The 18,834-nt window shown below is 38.1% G+C and carries 14 protein-coding genes and 1 tRNA gene; 10 read left to right on the top strand and 5 right to left on the bottom strand.

What is annotated here, in order from left to right:
• Window positions 1-4 precede the first annotated feature (4 nt).
• The 4 genes from B7C41_RS03775 (at window position 5) to B7C41_RS03760 (ending at window position 5,674) form a co-directional block, all read left to right on the top strand.
• Window positions 5-3,151, top strand: a complete 3,147-nt coding sequence (locus tag B7C41_RS03775) for an efflux RND transporter permease subunit (RefSeq protein WP_085297451.1) — start codon at window positions 5-7, stop codon at window positions 3,149-3,151.
• Between the two features lie 338 nt (window positions 3,152-3,489).
• Window positions 3,490-3,849 (top strand): DUF6488 family protein, encoded by a 360-nt coding sequence (locus B7C41_RS03770; RefSeq protein WP_085297450.1) that lies wholly within the window; start codon window positions 3,490-3,492, stop codon window positions 3,847-3,849.
• 493 nt (window positions 3,850-4,342) lie between these two features.
• Entirely contained in the window at window positions 4,343-5,026 is a 684-nt protein-coding gene (locus tag B7C41_RS03765) for a HupE/UreJ family protein (RefSeq protein ID WP_085297700.1), read from the top strand.
• Window positions 5,027-5,137: 111 nt separating this feature from the next.
• Window positions 5,138-5,674, top strand: a complete 537-nt coding sequence (locus B7C41_RS03760; RefSeq protein ID WP_085297449.1) for a hypothetical protein — start codon at window positions 5,138-5,140, stop codon at window positions 5,672-5,674.
• A 67-nt stretch (window positions 5,675-5,741) separates the two neighbouring features.
• On the opposite strand, the gene B7C41_RS03755 is transcribed toward B7C41_RS03760, so the two are convergent.
• The gene (locus tag B7C41_RS03755) at window positions 5,742-7,205 is read right to left on the bottom strand and encodes an MATE family efflux transporter (protein WP_085297448.1); all 1,464 of its coding nucleotides are present in this window, start codon (window positions 7,203-7,205) and stop codon (window positions 5,742-5,744) included.
• A gap of 264 nt (window positions 7,206-7,469) precedes the next feature.
• Between B7C41_RS03755 and B7C41_RS03750 the strand changes: the two genes are divergently transcribed.
• Window positions 7,470-7,560, top strand: a tRNA-Ser gene (locus B7C41_RS03750).
• A 402-nt stretch (window positions 7,561-7,962) separates the two neighbouring features.
• Here B7C41_RS03750 and B7C41_RS20120 read toward each other — a convergent pair.
• A complete protein-coding gene (locus tag B7C41_RS20120; RefSeq protein ID WP_158089074.1) occupies window positions 7,963-8,130 on the bottom strand; it encodes a hypothetical protein in 168 nt (55 codons plus the stop codon).
• A gap of 681 nt (window positions 8,131-8,811) precedes the next feature.
• Between B7C41_RS20120 and B7C41_RS03740 the strand changes: the two genes are divergently transcribed.
• Window positions 8,812-9,129 carry a hypothetical protein gene (locus B7C41_RS03740; RefSeq protein ID WP_085297446.1) on the top strand — a complete coding sequence of 106 codons (318 nt, stop codon included), beginning with the start codon at window positions 8,812-8,814 and terminating at the stop codon, window positions 9,127-9,129.
• Between the two features lie 92 nt (window positions 9,130-9,221).
• On the opposite strand, the gene deoD is transcribed toward B7C41_RS03740, so the two are convergent.
• The 3 genes from deoD to add form a co-directional block, all read right to left on the bottom strand.
• Window positions 9,222-9,926, bottom strand: coding sequence for a purine-nucleoside phosphorylase (gene deoD / locus B7C41_RS03735; RefSeq protein WP_085297445.1), 705 nt, complete (start codon window positions 9,924-9,926; stop codon window positions 9,222-9,224).
• A gap of 124 nt (window positions 9,927-10,050) precedes the next feature.
• The gene (locus tag B7C41_RS03730; protein ID WP_085297444.1) at window positions 10,051-10,221 is read right to left on the bottom strand and encodes a XapX domain-containing protein; all 171 of its coding nucleotides are present in this window, start codon (window positions 10,219-10,221) and stop codon (window positions 10,051-10,053) included.
• Between the two features lie 319 nt (window positions 10,222-10,540).
• Window positions 10,541-11,545 (bottom strand): adenosine deaminase, encoded by a 1,005-nt coding sequence (add, locus tag B7C41_RS03725; protein WP_085297443.1) that lies wholly within the window; start codon window positions 11,543-11,545, stop codon window positions 10,541-10,543.
• 229 nt (window positions 11,546-11,774) lie between these two features.
• On the opposite strand from add, the gene aroG reads away from it, so the two are divergent.
• The 4 genes from aroG to B7C41_RS03705 all read left to right on the top strand — a co-directional run bounded on the left by aroG (window position 11,775) and on the right by B7C41_RS03705 (window position 18,610).
• Window positions 11,775-12,830 carry a 3-deoxy-7-phosphoheptulonate synthase AroG gene (aroG, locus tag B7C41_RS03720; protein ID WP_085297442.1) on the top strand — a complete coding sequence of 352 codons (1,056 nt, stop codon included), beginning with the start codon at window positions 11,775-11,777 and terminating at the stop codon, window positions 12,828-12,830.
• Between the two features lie 205 nt (window positions 12,831-13,035).
• Window positions 13,036-13,803 (top strand): translesion DNA synthesis-associated protein ImuA, encoded by a 768-nt coding sequence (gene imuA, locus B7C41_RS03715; protein ID WP_085297441.1) that lies wholly within the window; start codon window positions 13,036-13,038, stop codon window positions 13,801-13,803.
• A gap of 40 nt (window positions 13,804-13,843) precedes the next feature.
• Complete coding sequence (locus B7C41_RS03710) at window positions 13,844-15,442, top strand: Y-family DNA polymerase (RefSeq protein ID WP_085297440.1); 1,599 nt, start codon at window positions 13,844-13,846, stop codon at window positions 15,440-15,442.
• A gap of 57 nt (window positions 15,443-15,499) precedes the next feature.
• On the top strand, window positions 15,500-18,610 hold the full coding sequence (locus B7C41_RS03705) for an error-prone DNA polymerase (RefSeq protein WP_085297439.1): 3,111 nt from the start codon (window positions 15,500-15,502) through the stop codon (window positions 18,608-18,610).
• The last annotated feature ends 224 nt before the right edge of the window (window positions 18,611-18,834 follow it).

The following is an 18,834-nucleotide window of genomic DNA, read 5'->3' as shown; positions in this document are numbered from 1 at the left end:
TAGTATGTTGGAATCAATTTTAAAATTTTCTATCGAGCGGAGTAAGTTAATACTTGTATTTGTATTAGCAATTACAGTGCTTGGACTATGGAACTTTACGAAGTTACCTATAGATGCCGTACCCGATATCACGAATGTGCAGGTAATAATTAATACAGAAGCTGCTGGTTATACACCTTTAGAGGTAGAACAAAGGGTCACATATCCATTGGAAACAGCTTTGGCTGGTGTTCCTGGTTTGGTCAGTACTCGTTCAGTATCTAGGTATGGGTTGTCTCAGGTGATTGCCATTTTTACAGATGACACAGATATCTATTTTGCACGACAACTTATCGGTGAAAAGTTAACTGCTGCTGTCGCTGAATTGCCTTCTGGATTATCACCCGTTCTTGGACCTATTTCGACGGGGTTAGGTGAAATATTCATGTTCACTGTTGATGCCGAAGAAGGTGCAAAAAATAAAGATGGGAGCGAGATCACGGCAACAGATTTAAGAACAGTCCATGATTGGGTTATAAGGCCGCAATTAATTCAGGTTGAAGGCGTTGTTGAAGTCAATCCAATTGGTGGTTTTAAAAGGGAGATATTAATAGCGATAAAGCCAGAAAAGCTGTTAACGCATGGGGTAAGTCAACAAGACGTTATTTCTGCGATTAGTACACATAACCAGAATCGTGGTGCTGGTTTCATCGAAAAAAATGGTGCTCAATGGCTTGTACGTATTCCCGGACAAGTTAAGAATGTTGAATCTTTAGGCAATATTCCAATTGCGACTAATTCAGGTCAATACTTAAAAGTAAAAGATGTTGCCCAAGTTAAAGAAGGTAAAGAGCTTCGTACAGGTGCGGCAACTCAAGATGGTCATGAAGTAGTTCTCAGTACTGTATTTATGCTGATAGGAGAGAATAGTCAAAAAGTTGCAAAAGGTGTCGGTGAAAAGCTTGCTGAAATAAATGCAAGCCTACCTCCCGGTATAATAGCTAATGCAGTATACGATCGAACAAATCTCGTTAATAAAACATTAGACACAGTAAAAATGAACCTGATTGAAGGTGCTGTTTTAGTCATTGTTATATTGTTTCTCGTCTTAGGTAACTTTAGAGCGGCCTTACTTACTGCGGCCGTAATTCCTTTCGCTATGCTGATGACTGTCACGGGAATGGTTCAGACTAAAACTAGTGCAAATTTAATGAGTTTAGGTGCATTAGATTTTGGTCTTCTTGTCGATGGTGCAATTATTATTGTTGAAAATTGTATGCGAAGACTAAGTCAAGCTTCGAATGGAAAAGTTATTCCTGTCAAAGAAAGATTAGCTTTAGTTTTTAGTGCAACACGTGAAGTTATTCGCCCGGCATTATTCGGTGTATTTATTATCACGGTTGTCTATTTACCTATTTTTGCTTTATCTGGCGTTGAGGGAAAAATGTTCCATCCGATGGCGATTACCGTTGTTATCGCATTGGTAAGCTCTATGTTTTTATCAATAACATTTGTTCCTGCTGCTATTGCCTTAATGTTCAAAGGTCCAGTAGTAGAGAAAGAAAATATTATTATGAAAACCAGTGAGTCTTTATATAAACCGGTTTTATCTTTTGTACTGAAAGCTCGTTGGTTAGTCGTTGTGATTGCATTTTCGCTAGTAATCATCGCTGGTGTAATGGGCAGTAAATTAGGTAGTGAATTCGTACCTAATCTAGACGAAGGGGATATTGCCATGCATGCACTTAGGATCCCTGGAACATCACTTTCACAATCGGTTGAAATGCAAAAGGTTTTAGAAGCGAAAATTAAAGAACTACCTGAAGTTGAATTGGTTTTTGCCAAGGCCGGTACAGCAGATGTTGCTACAGATGCGGTTCCACCCAGTGTGGCAGATAACTTTATTATGCTTAAACCGCGTGATGAGTGGCCAGATCCTAACAAGACAAAAGACCAATTTGTAAGTGAACTTGAGGCTATGGTAACGCCCATACCTGGAAACCGTTACGAATTTTTGCAGCCGATTCAAATGCGATTCAATGAACTACTGGCAGGAGTCCGTTCTGAACTGGCAATAAAAGTGTTTGGCGATGATTTTGATACGCTTGCTAGTTTAGGCTCAAAGCTTGAGAAAGCAATTGAAGGTGTCGATGGTATTCGCGATATCCAAGTTGAACAGATAAAGGGGTTACCTATTCTTACCGTCGTGCCGAATGATGAAAAACTAGCGATATACGGCATTACAAAAGCTGATTTTCAGGAACAAGTAGGCGTAGCTATTGGGGGAGAAACGGTTGGTAAGTTTTATCAAGGCGATAAAAGATTTGATATTACCGTTCGTTTACCTGAAATAGAACGCAATGATGTTGACAATTATGGGCAATTTACTATCGCTTTACCTGACGGTGGCTATGTTCCTTTACAAGAATTAGCCTCTATTGAAATGATTAAAGGCGCTAATCAAGTAAATCGAGAAAACGGAAAACGTAGAGTCGTTGTTACAGCTAATGTTCGTGGTCGAGATCTAGGTAGTTTTGTTGGTGATGTTAAGAAATCAATCGAAAGTAAAGTTGATATGCCAGCAGGGTACTGGATTGAATATGGCGGCACTTACCAAAAATTACAATCGGCTTCACAGCGACTAAGCATAGTTGTGCCTATCACACTGGTGTTAATTATCGGTTTGTTGTTACTTGCTCTTGGTTCATTCAAAGACTCAATGATTATATTTACAGGGATACCGTTAGCATTAACGGGAGGTATATTTGCCTTAATCTTAAGAGACATCCCTTTTTCAATTTCTGCCGCGGTAGGTTTTATTGCCTTGTCAGGTATCGCAATATTGAATGGTCTTGTCATGGTTTCTTTCATCCGAGATCTTCGTAAAGAAAACTTCGGACTCGATGAAGCAATTACTAAAGGTGCATTAACTCGCTTACGCCCTGTAATAACCACTGCTTTAGTTGCCTCCCTTGGATTTATTCCAATGGCGTTTAATACCGGCATTGGATCTGAGGTTCAAAGGCCACTCGCTACTGTTGTCATTGGTGGTGTTATTTCATCAACGATATTGACGTTATTTGTGCTTCCTGCTCTTTATCGCTTGTTACATTCAAGAGGCACTAAAATTTCAGAAGAAAAAGGCGTTTATTCACTTGAAACAAAGGGATAAGGATTAGGGGAATTTAAGCCAACGTATTTGCTGTATCCCTTACTCATGCCATGTGTGAAGGCTCCTGTAGAAGCCTTCACACACGAAGTCGGACAATATACAAAATATTCCGGCAGGTCAGGGATTAAGCACGAGTTGGCAATGAACAAACCCAGCAAAATAGTATATGAACGAATAAAGGGCTGAGAAGAACAATATGTTGATTTACGCAGCGATCTTACAGGAGGTATAACGGATTATTTTTAGTCAGATACGGGTATTCAAGTACAACTGATTTTTATTGGTGGCTATACCATTGAAAGTCTCAAACAATTAATTCAATCAAAGAAAGGTAAAATATGAACATTTTTAAAAAAATCATTTTAATCTCAACATTAGCTATGTCAGCTACAACGCTTGCGCATTCAGATGACCATGGGAAAATTAGTGCTGATAAAGTGATATCAATCGCCCAAAAATCAGCAAAGATGCTTACTTTTAAAGATCATGGGATGTCTGTTGGCAAGATAGATAAATCGTGGAACGATCTAGCTAAAGCGCAGTTTAGAATCGTTGAAGAAAGGAAATCTAATTTCATCGTAAAAGCAATTAACACCAAAACGAAAAAGACACTTTATTTTAACATTAGTAAAAATGGCGAAGTTAAAGACGTAAAAGACGGCAGGGCTTTTAATGATGGTCACGGTCATTCACATTAGTTTCTAAAACTTCTTAATTTAAGAGAAATTTCTAAACATTAGCTTTAACACAAGTATGTGGTTGTTAGTTATTTTATAGTACATTGGTTGATCCAGCAGCGATTAATCGTTGTACTATTTTGGTTGATAACACCATTGCCATTATACAAAAAATATTTTTGGAAGGTGCTGTGATGCGATTTGTTTTAGTTAGATAATTTTAAAATTGAATTTATCACCAAATGTTTATTCCATTTAGTACGTTACTGGCGATATCAAGTATGGTGATTAATCATGTTTCTAAAAACTTAATGAGTTTGTGTGCTATCAGCATTAACGAGGTTATTTTTGCTAACGAGCTTAGCGTATGAATTGACGCATAAAAAATAATATAACGCGTGCCATTAATTATTCTCAAGTTGATTGGATATATATGGCACGCTTAGTGATAAATTTTAACTGTAGAGAAATGTAAAATGAAAACAGTACCAAGGAGTACTAAGTGAATAATGTTATGAAAAACGCAATACTTTTACTGTTAATGATAACGGGATTTTTTGCCTCGTTTTCGTTAATGGCACATGGTGTTGATGATGCCACTAAACAGTTTTTAGAAGCTAACCAAGGCGCAGCAATATTTCCGTTTATTTATATCGGCGCAAAACATATGGTGACAGGTTACGATCACTTGTTGTTTTTAGTGGGCGTGATCTTCTTTTTGTTTCGCAGTAAAGATGTCGTTATCTACGTCAGCTTATTTACGCTAGGCCATAGTTTAACCTTACTTTACGGCGTATTTAGTAATATTCAAATCAATGCCTATTTAATTGACGCCATTATCGGTTTGTCAGTGGTATATAAAGGTTTTGATAATTTAGGTGGCTTTAAACGCCTACTGGGTTATCAGCCTAATACTAAATTAGCGGTGATGATATTTGGTTTATTTCACGGCTTTGGTTTAGCAACAAAAATTCAAGAGTTTAAGCTACCTGAAGACGGCCTAGTGACCAATATATTGTCATTTAACATAGGTGTAGAAATAGGGCAATTTTTAGCACTTGGTATGGTGTTAATCATACTGAGCTTTTGGCGTAGACATCGCAGTTACTTAAGTTTTGCAACATTAACTAACACTGCCCTGATGAGTGCTGGTTTTATGTTAATCGGCTTACAACTTACTGGATATTTTATTAGTTAAGCGCTATCAGAATTGGCTCAGCTAATTGAGCCGAACAAAATACATAAACTCATTAAAATTAGTTCTTAAATAAGAGCTAAAAAACCAAATAAGACTTAAATAGGATTTTTCATGAACGATTATAATGTTCCCGTACATTCAACCCGTACACTAATTAAAGCTGGCATTATTGCTGTCATTATCGCATCACTGGTATTGATAACTTGCATTTTACCGGCTGAATATAATATTGACCCAACAGGTGTTGGTAAAGCGCTTGGCTTAACCGCTATTGCCGAAGCGTCAGAAAAACCACCTACCTTAAATATCGACCGCGGAGTACAAGAAAAAGCGCTTCGCACTGATAATGTTGAAATTATAATTCCAGCAGGTAAAGGCTTGGAATATAAACTATACATGGACAAATACGCCCATGTTGAATACGAATGGACCACCGATGGTGCTGAGCTTTACTTTGATTTTCATGGCGAGCCAGAAGGTGATACTACTGGTTATTTTGAAAGTTTTGCCATTACAACATCAAACAATATGAAAGGCTCGCTTACTACGCCATTTAAAGGCGTGCATGGCTGGTATTGGAAAAATAAAAGCGACAAGCCCGTTGTTGTGTCGTTAACCATGAAAGGTTTTTACACCATTAAAGGCTAGGTTTCCATCTGAAACATAAGCCGCTAACCTTGTTCGAATGGTTTAGCGGCTTTTTTTTGTTATGTGCTTATTCGCTTTCTTTAGGTTCTATAAACGTGGCATCGTTTAACAGCGCTTCCTGACAGTCATTTGCTTCTTGGCAATCAATGCTTTCATTAATACTTGGCTCGTGAATGGGAACTTCTTCGGCATACACACCTTTTGTTCGCCATTTCCCAGTTTGCCAACGTTTCAAGGCAATAAAACCACGCATACATTCATCTATGCTGGTTGCCACCCAAATACCGACTAAACCGTAGGCAAAGTGAAGCCCAAAAAGCCAAGCCAAAGGCAGGGCGATAAACCACATAATAATAAAGCCGGCAGTTGAAACATATTTGGCATCGCCAGAGGCTCGAAGTGACGCACCAACAATGAGATTAAAACTACGACCAAACTCTCCAACAATAGCAACTAATAGTATAAGCTTACCCATTGCCCAAATATCAGTATTGCTAGTAAACATGGCAAACCAATGATCAGAAAATATTAATAACACAAATACAAAGAACATAGCGCCAACAATGCCGAGCTTTATGCCTGACATCAACTGGTTATGGGCATCTTCAAAACGTTTGGCACCAATATAATGTGCCACTTTTATTTGCACGCCAGAGCTAATGGCAAAGCCGTATAAAATAGCGGTAAATAGTAAGTTAAAGCTATAAATGCGTGTTGCTAGTGCTAATTCCCCCATGGTTACGACCATTACTGTCATTAAGATTTGGGTAAACTGCCAAGACATAGGCTCTAAAACCGATGGCGTGGCAATTTTGAGAATGGGAGCCGCGTCTTTCTTGAAAAACGTCCAACTACTCGGTAACGAAATTTTAATTTTTAAATGCTTAGCAATAATCGTTAAGGTGAAGCATAGACTAATGACCCAAGCCGTAACCGAAGCGTAGGCAACACCTTGTACGCCAAGAGCAGGGAAACCAAACTTGCCATCAATGAGTAAGTAGTTAAAAAGTATGTTCACTACCGTCATCACGGCGGTTGACCACATGTTCCAGTGGGTTTTCCCTTGCGATGTCAGAACCGCTGCAGCAGCAAATCGAATGGCTAGCACCCAAGTACCCATGCCAATGGTGTGTAAATAGATACTTGCCATACCTGCCATGTCATCTTTAAGCCCCATCCATTGGGTAAAGTCTGTGGCAAATAGCGTCATGAGTATGGTTAACAAAATACCGACGAACAACAGTATTACAAAAAGCACGCCATAGGTTGTTGCCAGTTTGCTATGATCGCCTGCGCCTATACGTTGGGCTGCAACACTACTACCACCTTGATGCAAAGTAGAGTAGAGCGCAAAGGCGATACCTAAAATTGGCATAATGGCACCGATAGATGCAGCGGCAGAGTCTGATATGCGGCTTAAAAACCAAGCATCAGTCACATTGATCATAAAAATAAAAAATAGATCAATAAAAATTGGCCAAGTTAAACTGAATAAACTTCGATCAGCGACTGACTGACTAGATTTAGGCACAATATTTCCTCGAAAATTAACGACATGAAAGTATAACAGTTGATCGGCGCATTGTTATTACATACGAATGTTTCAATATGTAAGGGCCGTGTTCAGTGGTATCTGTTGATGAAATGAGGATAATATCACCTATTTGCTGTTTTAATCAGCAAACAGTAAGAAAAATGAAATAAAATGGCAATTATTGCAAATTAGCACTTTACAAACAGCCGCACAGTATTTAATATTCGCCTCGTTCTGAAGCAGCAATGCTTTTTAACTTCAGGTGAGATGGCTGAGTGGTCGAAAGCACCGGTCTTGAAAACCGGCAAGGGTTTGTAGCCCTTCTAGAGTTCAAATCTCTATCTCACCGCCACATTAAGAAAAGCCCGTTAATTCAAAAGAATTAACGGGCTTTTTGCTTTCTAAGAATTGAAAATGTTCAGAAATTAGGGAGCGCAGCGCAGTACCTTGTTGTAGAGTTCAAATCTCTAGCCCAAGTTTTTATTACACTCTTGTGAAAACCACATAACACCACCCTTGAAGTTAACCACCACATTGATATGAAAATGGGCGCTTCATTAGAGGTGCCCATTTTTGTTTTAGAAATAGCATGAATCATACCCATGCTTGATCCAACAATAGTTAGTTGTTCAGATGAAACATTTGTCCTTTCTACAACTGTTTTGAATAATGACTTTGTTAGCGTCGTCTCGTCAGAAAAGAGAACTCTTTTAACAATCTCTATGAATAAATTTAGTTTTTGTCTCCAAACTATTCAAATAGATAGTTGAGATTTTTGAGATATTTTATTCAACTCATTCTTTAAAGTTTTCCGTTTACGTTTTAAATCTTCTATTCGTTCTTCCAAATCCTTGTCAATTGCAGTTTCTTCTGTGCTTAGCATTAGAAATAATATTTTTATTTGTGGTTTTGTTTCGGCCAATTGACCTTCTTTAGATAGCCTTAATCTATTGCTCCTTGAAACTTTTGCTTGAGTATGTTCTTTACAGTATCGCAAATGTCATTCAAATATCCCTTATTAATGAATTTTGTAGAGATGTTTTACAATCCTAAAAAGCGTCACTCACATACAGGCTGTGTTTCACCTGCTAAATTTGAGGCAGCGTACTTTTCTGAATTACAAACTGTCTAGTGAAATCCGGGAAGTTCACTTTCAATAAATTAAGCATATTGAATGTTTATTTGAAATAGATCAAAGTGTTCATTATCTCTTTGAATTAACAATAATATTTTAGAGACTTTATAGTAATTGATACTTATAATCGAAATGTAATAGGTTATGAAATTAGCGAGTAAGTGAGACTATGCTTACTACTTATACTTTACAATGGAAGTATTAAGTTAACTGTATAAAAGGTTAGGCGCTTAAGCCATCTATCTTTCATGAAAAACTGCCAATGTATTTTAGGACAGAGCATAGTAAGTATTTATGTAACTGTATCACTATATTTTTTACTTAAAAAACTACAGGGCAAAAAGTAATGAAAATTTACTTTCATTACTAGGAAGGATTATGGTAAAAATAGTTAGTGCTACGATATTGAGACTATAGTAATTTCAAATCGAAAACACATTTTAAAATAATAATTAAAAGGGGCAAATTATGAAGCTTAAAGCATTACTAATAGGATCACTTACGTTAACTTTTTTATCGTTATCAGTTAACGCGAATGATGATATGACGACATATTCGACAGAAGGCTATTGTCTTATTAAGAAGTCCGGTGAATCAACAGGTCTATTAAAAGCATATGCTAAAAAGCTAGGGGTTACGCCAAGTCAGTCTGCATGTAAAGTTTTTAACGAGTTTGTTATGAAATCTCAGCCTAAAGATTGGGATTATAAGGGGGGGAAGCCATATCCTGGTAGCGCACTTCGCTTAAGCCCATCACAAATTAAAAAATTGAAAGCATCACGATAAAATAATCTTAGGTTCATCATTGAAACTTTATTTTTCAATGAATATTAATAGCTTATAATATTACGAAAATATTATAAGCTATTTTTTTATGCTTATAGCAAGCTATCTAATGTTAGCTCCATCATATCTTTGAATGTTGTTTCTCGTTCATCAGCAGTTGTTTGCTCACCAGTTTTAATATGGTCACTTACCGTTAATACCGTCAATGCTTTTTTACCGTATTCTGCGGCAACGCCATATAAGCCAGCAGCTTCCATTTCCACAGCTAAAATGCCGTACTTTTCCATTAAAGCAAACATTTCAGGTTGTGGTGTATAGAATAAATCAGCAGTGAAAATATTACCCACACGTACAGCTTTACCTGTTTTTTCTGCCGTTGTTACTACTTTGTGTAGTAAATCGAAATCAGCGGTTGCTGCGAAGTCATAACCATTAAAGCGTGAACGGTTAACATTTGAGTCAGTACTAGCTGACATACCAATAACGATATCACGAATGTTGATATCGTCGCGTACTGCGCCACAAGAGCCAATACGAATAATGCTTTCTACGCCGTAATCTTTGTATAATTCTGTAGCATAGATGGAAATTGAGGGTACGCCCATGCCTGAACCCATTACTGAAACAGGTTTGCCTTTATACGTTCCGGTGTAACCGAACATATTACGTACGCGAGTGACGCACTTTGCGTCATCAAGAAAAGTTTCTGCGATATATTTCGCACGTAGTGGATCGCCGGGCATTAGAACCGTTTTTGCGAAATCACCAGTGTTTGCTTCTATATGTGCTGTTGCCATGAGTGTTAACCTTTTTTAGTGGTGTTCAATCACAGTAAGTTTCTAGCCGTTTCCAAATGGAATTACTTTAGACGCTATCAAGGATTTTTTACTGATATGTATGTTAAATTTTTAAAATATAATTCTAACTGAAAAAGCGCTCGATAATCCAGTGATAACCGATGCCACCTAAGTAAATGCCGAAAATACCCGCAATACCAGATAAAACTGGTGGAGCAGGTATTGGTAGTTTCAATAGTGAAAATATCAAGCCAACAATAATACCTGTTATTGTCGCAATAATGACTTCGAACATATGTTCTCCTAATTGTAGTTAATTTGTTATTTTAACCCAATAGCTATACCCAAGCCACTTGAAGATGCAGTTTCAGAGCTAAGCTAGGAAATCAGGGTAAGGCGCAGTACGAAGGTAATGGTTATTCCCTTATCAAGTGCTGCAACGCTGAACTGTTTTTCTAGCTTGGCTCCCGTCGGGCAAGGCGAGAAAGGGTCATCTCCGGCGTTATTGATTTTGACAATGGAACAACCATTCTCTTCAATCAATGCCTTGATGCTGCCCCTTTCTCGACTTGCTGAACCCTGTATTTTAAGGTGGTTTGGGTATATCAATAGCTCTAGCTGTTATTTAATACTTTTTGTTTTAATGCTGATTTTTCACTATCAGATAAGAAGCTAGCCTTGAGCGAGTTCTCTTGTAATTGCTGAATATCTTTATCAGAAAAGCCGAGTGTCTTACGGGCAACAAGGAATTCATTTTTTAATTCTATCCCTTGCACACCAGGATCATCTGTATTTAAACAAACTAATAAACCTTGCTTGAGGAAGTGTTTAATTGGGTGTTGTGATAAATCTTTTATCGTGCCTGTTTGAAAGTTTGAGGTTAGACAAGACTCAATGGCAATATTATGCTCACGCATATAATCCATTAGCTTTTCATCTTTATGACAAGCTACGCCATGGCCAATACGTTGTGCGTGCAATTGGTTTATTGCTTGCCATATACTTTCAGGGCCTGCTGCTTCACCAGCATGAACGGTAATATTGAGATCAGCTTGTCGTACTTGTTTAAAGTGTTCGATAAAAAGTTCGCCAGGGTAGTTATACTCGTCACCAGCTAAATCAACACCAATAAGATGTTGCTTATGCGTTAATAGGGCATTTAGCTCCGCTTGGCATTTCTCAATACCAAAAGTACGACTTAAAATACCGATAAGATTAATTTTCACATCGTAAACTTTACAAGCTGCATTTACGCCGTCAATTACCGCGGCAACAACATCAGCAACCACCAAATTATTCTTCATCGCCATGTAATAAGGTGAAAAGCGCAATTCAGCATAGTGAATGCCGGCATTGAAAGCATCTTCAACATTTTCAAAGGCAATGCGCTTACAATCGTCTAATGTTTTAAGTACTGCAACACCCCAATCAAGCTTACTGAGAAATGCGAGTAAGTCACTTTCACTTCCTTGAATTTGTACATGAGGAATAAAGGCTTCGAAGTTAGTCTCAGGTAAAGCAATATTATGCTCTTGTGCTAACGACCAGATAGTTTTAGGGCGGATATTACCATCTAAATGACGGTGTAAATCAATTAAGGGTAAAGAGGGATGAGTCATGAGAATGGCAACCTATATGAATATGTCTAATAAAAAATACGACCAAAGCACTATAGAATATACCTACTTATGTTTCTTTGATGTCGAATAATTTTATTATACCGCTTTTTTCGTATTATATGTTGCTATTAGCGTCAGAACACTGATAAATTAAATGCGGGACTAATCATCTAGGTGTCTAGACGTAAATATTAAATAAAAACTATTCGTAGTATAAAGAGAAAAAATTATGGTTGATCAAACCGACGACGTTCGTATTAATAAAATCAAAGAGCTTTTACCTCCTATCGCGCTACTTGAGCGATTTCCTTCATCAGAACAAGCTACAAAGTCGGTTTTTGCTGGTAGACAAGCCATCAGTAATATTTTTAATAATCAAGATGACCGCCTACTTGTTGTTATCGGCCCATGTTCAATACATGATCCTAAAGCGGCGTTAGAGTATGGCGAGCGCTTAGCTAAAATGCGCGTTAAATATCAAGACACACTAGAAATTGTAATGCGTGTCTATTTTGAAAAACCAAGAACAACGGTTGGTTGGAAAGGGCTTATCAATGACCCTTATATGGATAACAGCTTTAAGCTCAATGATGGTTTACGTATTGGACGTAAATTGTTGCTTGATTTGAACAATCTTGGCTTGCCTACTGCAGGTGAGTTTTTAGATATGATCACACCACAGTACATGGCTGATTTTATGTGTTGGGGCGCTATTGGTGCGCGCACGACAGAAAGCCAAGTACATCGCGAACTGGCTTCAGGTTTGTCTTGCCCTGTTGGCTTTAAAAATGGTACTGACGGTACGATTAAAGTAGCTATTGACGCTATTGGTGCTGCCAGCGCTTCACATCACTTCTTATCAGTAACAAAGTATGGTCATTCAGCTATTGTTGAAACGACAGGTAATGAAGATTGCCATATTATTTTACGTGGTGGTAAAACAACAAATTTTGATGCTGATAGCGTTAAAAGTGTTACCCAGCAATTAGACAAGTCAGGTTTGAACACTAATATCATGATTGACTTTAGTCATGCCAATAGCAGTAAGAAATTTGAAAATCAAATGCTAGTTTGCCGTGATGTTTGCCAACAAATGAGTGATGGCAATCATAATATCTTTGGCGTTATGGTAGAAAGCCACTTAGTTGAAGGACGTCAAAACTTAGTTGATGGTAAAGCTGCAACCTACGGACAAAGCGTTACAGATGCTTGTATTGGCTGGCAAGATACTGAAACGTTATTGGCTGAACTTGAACAAGCGGTTATTCAACGTCGAGAAAAATAACCGTTGAAGTGGAAATATAAAAAGATAAAGCAGGCAGTTAGCCTGCTTTTTTATTATCTAAAATATTAATTTTATCAATCAACTAGTTAAATTCTAATCAATATAATGCCTATATCACTAAGTTTTATGTGTTGTTACATTGTTAATTTTTCACAACCTCACTATACTGTATAAAAGTACAGTATAGTGAGGTTGTGTGACTATTATGAATAAAATGCTTAAACAATTGCATCACCAAGGCAAGATTTGGTCAGCTGACCAAGTTAAAAATGTTGTTGAAACAATTGATAGTGGTTACCAAGAATTAAACCAGCACCTCAATGGTGGCCTACCTCGCCAGGGTGTTATAGAAGTACAAACCATTAATGGTATTGGTGAGCTAAGGCTATTTCTGCCTTATTTACTTAACTTGCTACATGCAGATTTAGCGCAACAGCAGCAAAGCCGACAAATTGTTTTTATTGCGCCACCAGCACAAGTAAATGCCTTAATGTTATTACAAGCATCTATTCCACTTGATAACTTGTTGATTATTTCATCACAAAAACCTGAAGAGTCATTATGGGCAGCAGAGCAATGCTTAAAAAGTGGCTGTTGTTTCGCTGTATTGTTGTGGCAACAACTATTAGCAGTGCATCAGGTTAAACGTTTAAAACAGGCTGCAGTAACAGGTAGTGCAGTACAAATAATTTTCCGCTCTCCACATAGTGTTGATTTAGCCTTACCTGTTTCATTATCTGTAGCACTAGAGGCACGACCAACAGGTATAAAAGTAAAAGTTAAAAAGCAGCTAGGTGGTTGGCCTTGTAAGCCTTTTGTTGTCAACATGCACAAGCAATGGCCAAGTTTAACAAGCGCTACCGATAGTACTAGTGATGGGGTTATAAGCAATGTTGTAGTGCCACTATCTAGTCGACAGCGGTTTAAACATGTAGCTAAAACGACAAATACTCAGCGTATTAGCGCTAACTAGTACTGCTTGGCTTATCTTGTTTTATGATTAAGTTTTACTGATGCTTTGGTTATATATTGATTTTCCGTCTTTACAGCTTGATTGCTTGCAGGGTGATACGCCTGTATCGACAGTAACAGAAAGAAATTACAGCAATGACCAAGCTATTGTTATTGTCGATAGTAAAAAAAATTGTATTGTTCAGTTGAATGAAAGCGCGAGGGCAAAAGGGATTCAACAGGGCATGGGACTAGGCATGGCGGTATCTCTGACTCATGAGCTTTGTGTTGTGCCATATCAAATGGCAGAAGAAGAGGCTTATTTGCTGACACTGGCAGAGCAGCTTTACAGCGTTACCGCTAGCATAGCGCTATTTCCACCCCATGGTTTAGCGCTTAAAGTGGGCGATATGTTGCAGCTTTATCAGCACTTAACTGCATATATTAAAACAATAAATACCGTACTTTCATCTTTTAACCTTAAGACGAACCTTGCCTGTGACTATAGCGTTATGTCAGCGCAATTACTTGCTTGTGCAGGTGTTAATTTGATCACCACAGATCAAAATATTATGAGCAAGAAAAGTGCTTGTTTAAGCATTGAACAGCTATTTATTACCGATAAAGCGAAAAATAGCCTTGCGCGTTTAGGGATTAAAACATTAGCGCAGTTGCAGGCATTACCGGTAAAAGAATTAACTAAGCGCTTAGACAGTACCACTATGGAGTATTTAGCTCAGTTAAAAGGGCAAACGGATAAATCATTACAATTTTATCAGCCGAAACATCTGTTTGAGCATAGTGTTGAATTGCTATACGAAATGATTAACCTTGATCTTTTGCTCCAACCTATTAAGCAACTGTTGGCATTATTAGAAGTATTTTTACTGCGTCGCGATTACGTTTGCCTACAACTTGAATTCCACTTATATCATCGTATTGACGGGATCAGTCATGTCTTACAGCAGTCATTAGTGATTAACAGTGCTACAGGAGAGTATTTGTCGGCTCAATGGTTGAAGTTAGTAAGCTTAAAGCTCAGCAGTATCAAATTACTTGCCCCTATCACTAAAGTGAACTTACTTGTTCAGCATTTTCAGTCAAATACTGGCGAGATCAATGATATTTTTTTAGGTAAAAGAGGGCAGTTATCATTTGCACAACTCGCCTCGTTATTGGCCAATAAGTTAGGCAATGAAAAAGTGTTGCGTTTGCAGCAAGGTAATGATCATAGAGCGGAGTTAGCATCATGTTATCGACCTTTTATTAATTGTTCGACAAACAAAGTTGATAGAAATAACAATAACACTGGGAAAACTATCAGCAAGAAAATTGATGCGCGTCATACTGATAGCAGTGCTACTTACTCTGTTGATAAACAACTACTAAGACCGAGCTTTATTTTAGCTGAGCCTGAACTATTACTATCCAATATTCGTGTTTTACATGGTCCTGAACGTATATCTACTGCTTGGTGGGAGCAATCAAAAGATAAAGCAACAATACAAAGTTTTAATGGCGAAGCGACGGATGGCAATGAGCCGATTGCTGAACATGGTTACCAACGTGACTACTTTGTGGCGAAAAATACCCAAGGACAATGCTGTTGGGTATATAGAGAGTTAAACAATCAATGGTACATTCATGGCTACTTTTCATAAAATAATAATCTGCAACCCCCTAACAGTTCGTCATATATTAGTTGTGCGTCGCCTTTAATGAGTTACGCAGAGCTTTATTGCCAATCTAATTTCTCTTTTCTACAAGGGGCTTCTCATCCAGAAGAGCTTATTCTGCAAGCCGATAAACTTGGTTATAGTGCACTTGCCATTACCGATGAATGCTCAGTAGCTGGGGTAGTGCGAGCCTACCGTGAAATAAAAGATAAAAAATTAGCCATTAAACTGATTGTTGGTGCAAGTTTTCAGTTAGAAGATGGACTAAAACTGATATTACTAGCACCAAACCGACAGGGTTATGCTGAGTTATGCCGTGTTATCACCAATGCAAGAAGGCGATGTGAAAAAGGTCATTATCAATTTACTTACTGGGATTTACACTCTATTAAACACTGTTTTGTACTTTGGCTACCTAGCGGTGAATTGGAAAAAGATCAGCAAGATATTACGATATTATTACGCTACCATCGAGCCCGATTGTCATTAGCATACACACGTTTTCTACATAGCAATGAAGTTATTTTCAAACAACACTGCCAACGTTTGGCCAAGCAATTTCAGCTGAATATAGTTGCCTGTGGTGGGGTGTTAATGCACGTTGCTCAGCGGCAAAAACTGCAAGATATATTAACCACAATACGACATGGGAAAATGCTCAAAGACATGGGCGTTTTACTTGAGAGAAACGCTGAAAAGTCTCTCAGACCGATAAAAAAAATACTAAAAATTTACCCGAATGATTATATTGTTGCCAGTATTGAACTAGCGAACCAATGTCAGTTCTGTTTATCGAGTTTACGATATGAATACCCTAAAGAGCTTGTTGCTAAAGGTTTTTCTGCCATTGAATATTTAAAAGAACTAGTAATAAAAGGTATCGCGTTACGTTTTCGTGATGGAATAGCGAGTAATATTCAAGCAATTATCGATAAAGAGCTAGTGCTTATTGAAGAACAAGGCTACGAGTACTTTTTCCTCACCATCTACGACATAGTTCAGTACGCAAAATCGAAAAAAATACTGTATCAAGGGCGAGGCTCAGCTGCTAATTCTATTGTCTGTTATTGCTTAGAAATCACCTCAGTTGACCCTAGGCAAATATCGGTATTGTTTGAGCGTTTTATTTCAAAAGAAAGAAACGAACCACCAGATATTGATGTTGATTTTGAACACCAACGCCGAGAAGAAATCTTTCAATATATTTATCAAAAATATGGTCGTGAGCATGCAGCGTTAGCAGCAACTGTGATCACTTATCGATTAAAAAGCGCCATTCGAGAGGTTGGCAAAGCTTTCGGTTTTAATGAGACACAACTGAGTTTTTTCATCAAAAATATTAATCGTCGCCAAAGTAAAGTTAGCTGGCGAGAACAAGTGTATGAATTGGGCTTAAACAAAGGTAGTTATCAAGCACAGTTATTTATTCAACTTGTTGATGAAATCATTGGTTTTCCACGACACTTATCGCAACATGTTGGTGGTTTTATTATTTCATCAGGTCCGTTATATGAGCTTGTACCAGTAGAAAATTCCGCCATGGCCGAACGTACGGTTATTCAATGGGATAAAAGTGACTTAGAAACCTTAGGTTTATTAAAGGTTGATGTGCTAGCTTTGGGCATGTTAACGGCAATTCGTCGTGCGTTTAGCTATATTAAACAACATTATCAACAACAGCTAACTATTGCTGACATCACCCGTTTACCTAAAGATCCACAAGTTTATAAAATGTTACAGCAAGCAGATACCGTCGGCGTATTTCAAATAGAGTCACGCGCGCAAATGAGTATGTTGCCTCGGCTTAAACCCGAATGTTACTACGACTTAGTGGTGCAAATTGCCATTGTAAGACCTGGGCCGATCCAAGGTGATATGGTACACCCGTATTTACGCCGTCGAGCAGGGCTTGAGCCCGTGGAATATCCATCTGAGGCGATTAAAAGTGTGTTGAGTCGAACACTTGGTGTGCCGATATTCCAAGAACAAGTGATCAAAATTGCCATGGTTGCTGCAGGTTTTAGCGGTGGTGAAGCAGATCAGTTACGCCGAGCAATGGCGAAATGGCAACGTAATGGCGAATTAAGCCAGTTTCGTAACAAGTTAATATCAGGAATGAAAGCCAGAGGTTACCAAGAGAGTTTTGCAGAACGTATTTATCAGCAAATTTGTGGTTTTGGTGAGTATGGCTTTCCTGAATCTCATTCTGCTAGCTTTGCTGTGCTAGCTTATGTGTCTGCTTGGCTAAAATACTATTATCCTGCTGCTTTTTATAATGGGTTGCTTAATAGCTACCCGATGGGTTTTTATTCCCGATCACAATTAATACAAGACGCACAACGACATGGTATTACCATTAATGAAATCGACATTAATCAATCATCGTTAGAGCATCAAATGCGTTACGAGAAAAAGTCTAATAGTTACACCATTCAGTTAGGCTTGAACATGGTTAAAGGTTTGTCCGATAAAAGTGCCCAGCAATTGCTTGCGCAAAGGCCGAAGCAGGGCTACCAAGACTTTGCTACATTAATGAAAAAAGCCTTAAGGCGTGATGATGTCAACCTACTTGCTAGCGCGAATGCTTTACAATCATTAGCCGATAATCGTTATCAAGCGCGTTGGCAACTAATGGATTCAGAGCACAGTTTACCTTTGTGGCAAGCTGCCAACGAGAACGTAATACAGCAGCCAGCACAAAGTGAGTTTAGCTTTACACCTAGCGCAATGGATAACTTAATTGAAGACTATGCTAGTACTGGCGTGAGCGTAACCCAGCACCCCATTGCTTTGCTATTAGCTGATAGTGGGCAACAAGCCTATATTGGCCGTTATACTTTAGCACATGACTTAGTCAATATTGCCGGACAAACCGTGGTATCTGTTATTGGTTTAGTTACTGGCCGCCAAAGTCCTGGTACAGCATCAGGTGTGACCTTTGTGACTTTAGAAGATCATACGGGGAATTGTAATGTCGTGGTATGGCAAGCGACAGCGAATGCACAAAAAACTGCTTTTTTAACCGCTAAAATATTAAAAGTGACGGGTATTCTTGAGCGAGAAGGTGATGTTATTCACATTATTGCTGGTCGTTTGCTCGATCTCACTGATCGCATTAATGGACTCGACTGTAAATCAAGAAACTTTCATTAGTCGCTGTTCTTGTTAATGAAATTGTTATTAATCGTAAAAAAATAACCATTCACCGCAGTAAATCAAAAACAATGTAAAGCAGTGTAAAGAACGTTGTTTGCCTTAATAGCGAACAATATTATAGTTAACAGAGATGTAGTGGTGTAGTGAGTATAAATTTGAACATTCGTTGTAATAATAACAAACGAAAAAAGCAATTGGGCAAGGTAAAACGCTTAGCCAAG

Source organism: Cognaticolwellia mytili, from assembly GCF_002104475.1.
Taxonomy (GTDB): Bacteria; Pseudomonadota; Gammaproteobacteria; order Enterobacterales; family Alteromonadaceae; genus Cognaticolwellia; species Cognaticolwellia mytili.
Note: the sequence above shows the minus strand (reverse complement) of the source record. Positions and strands in the feature narration are given on the sequence as shown.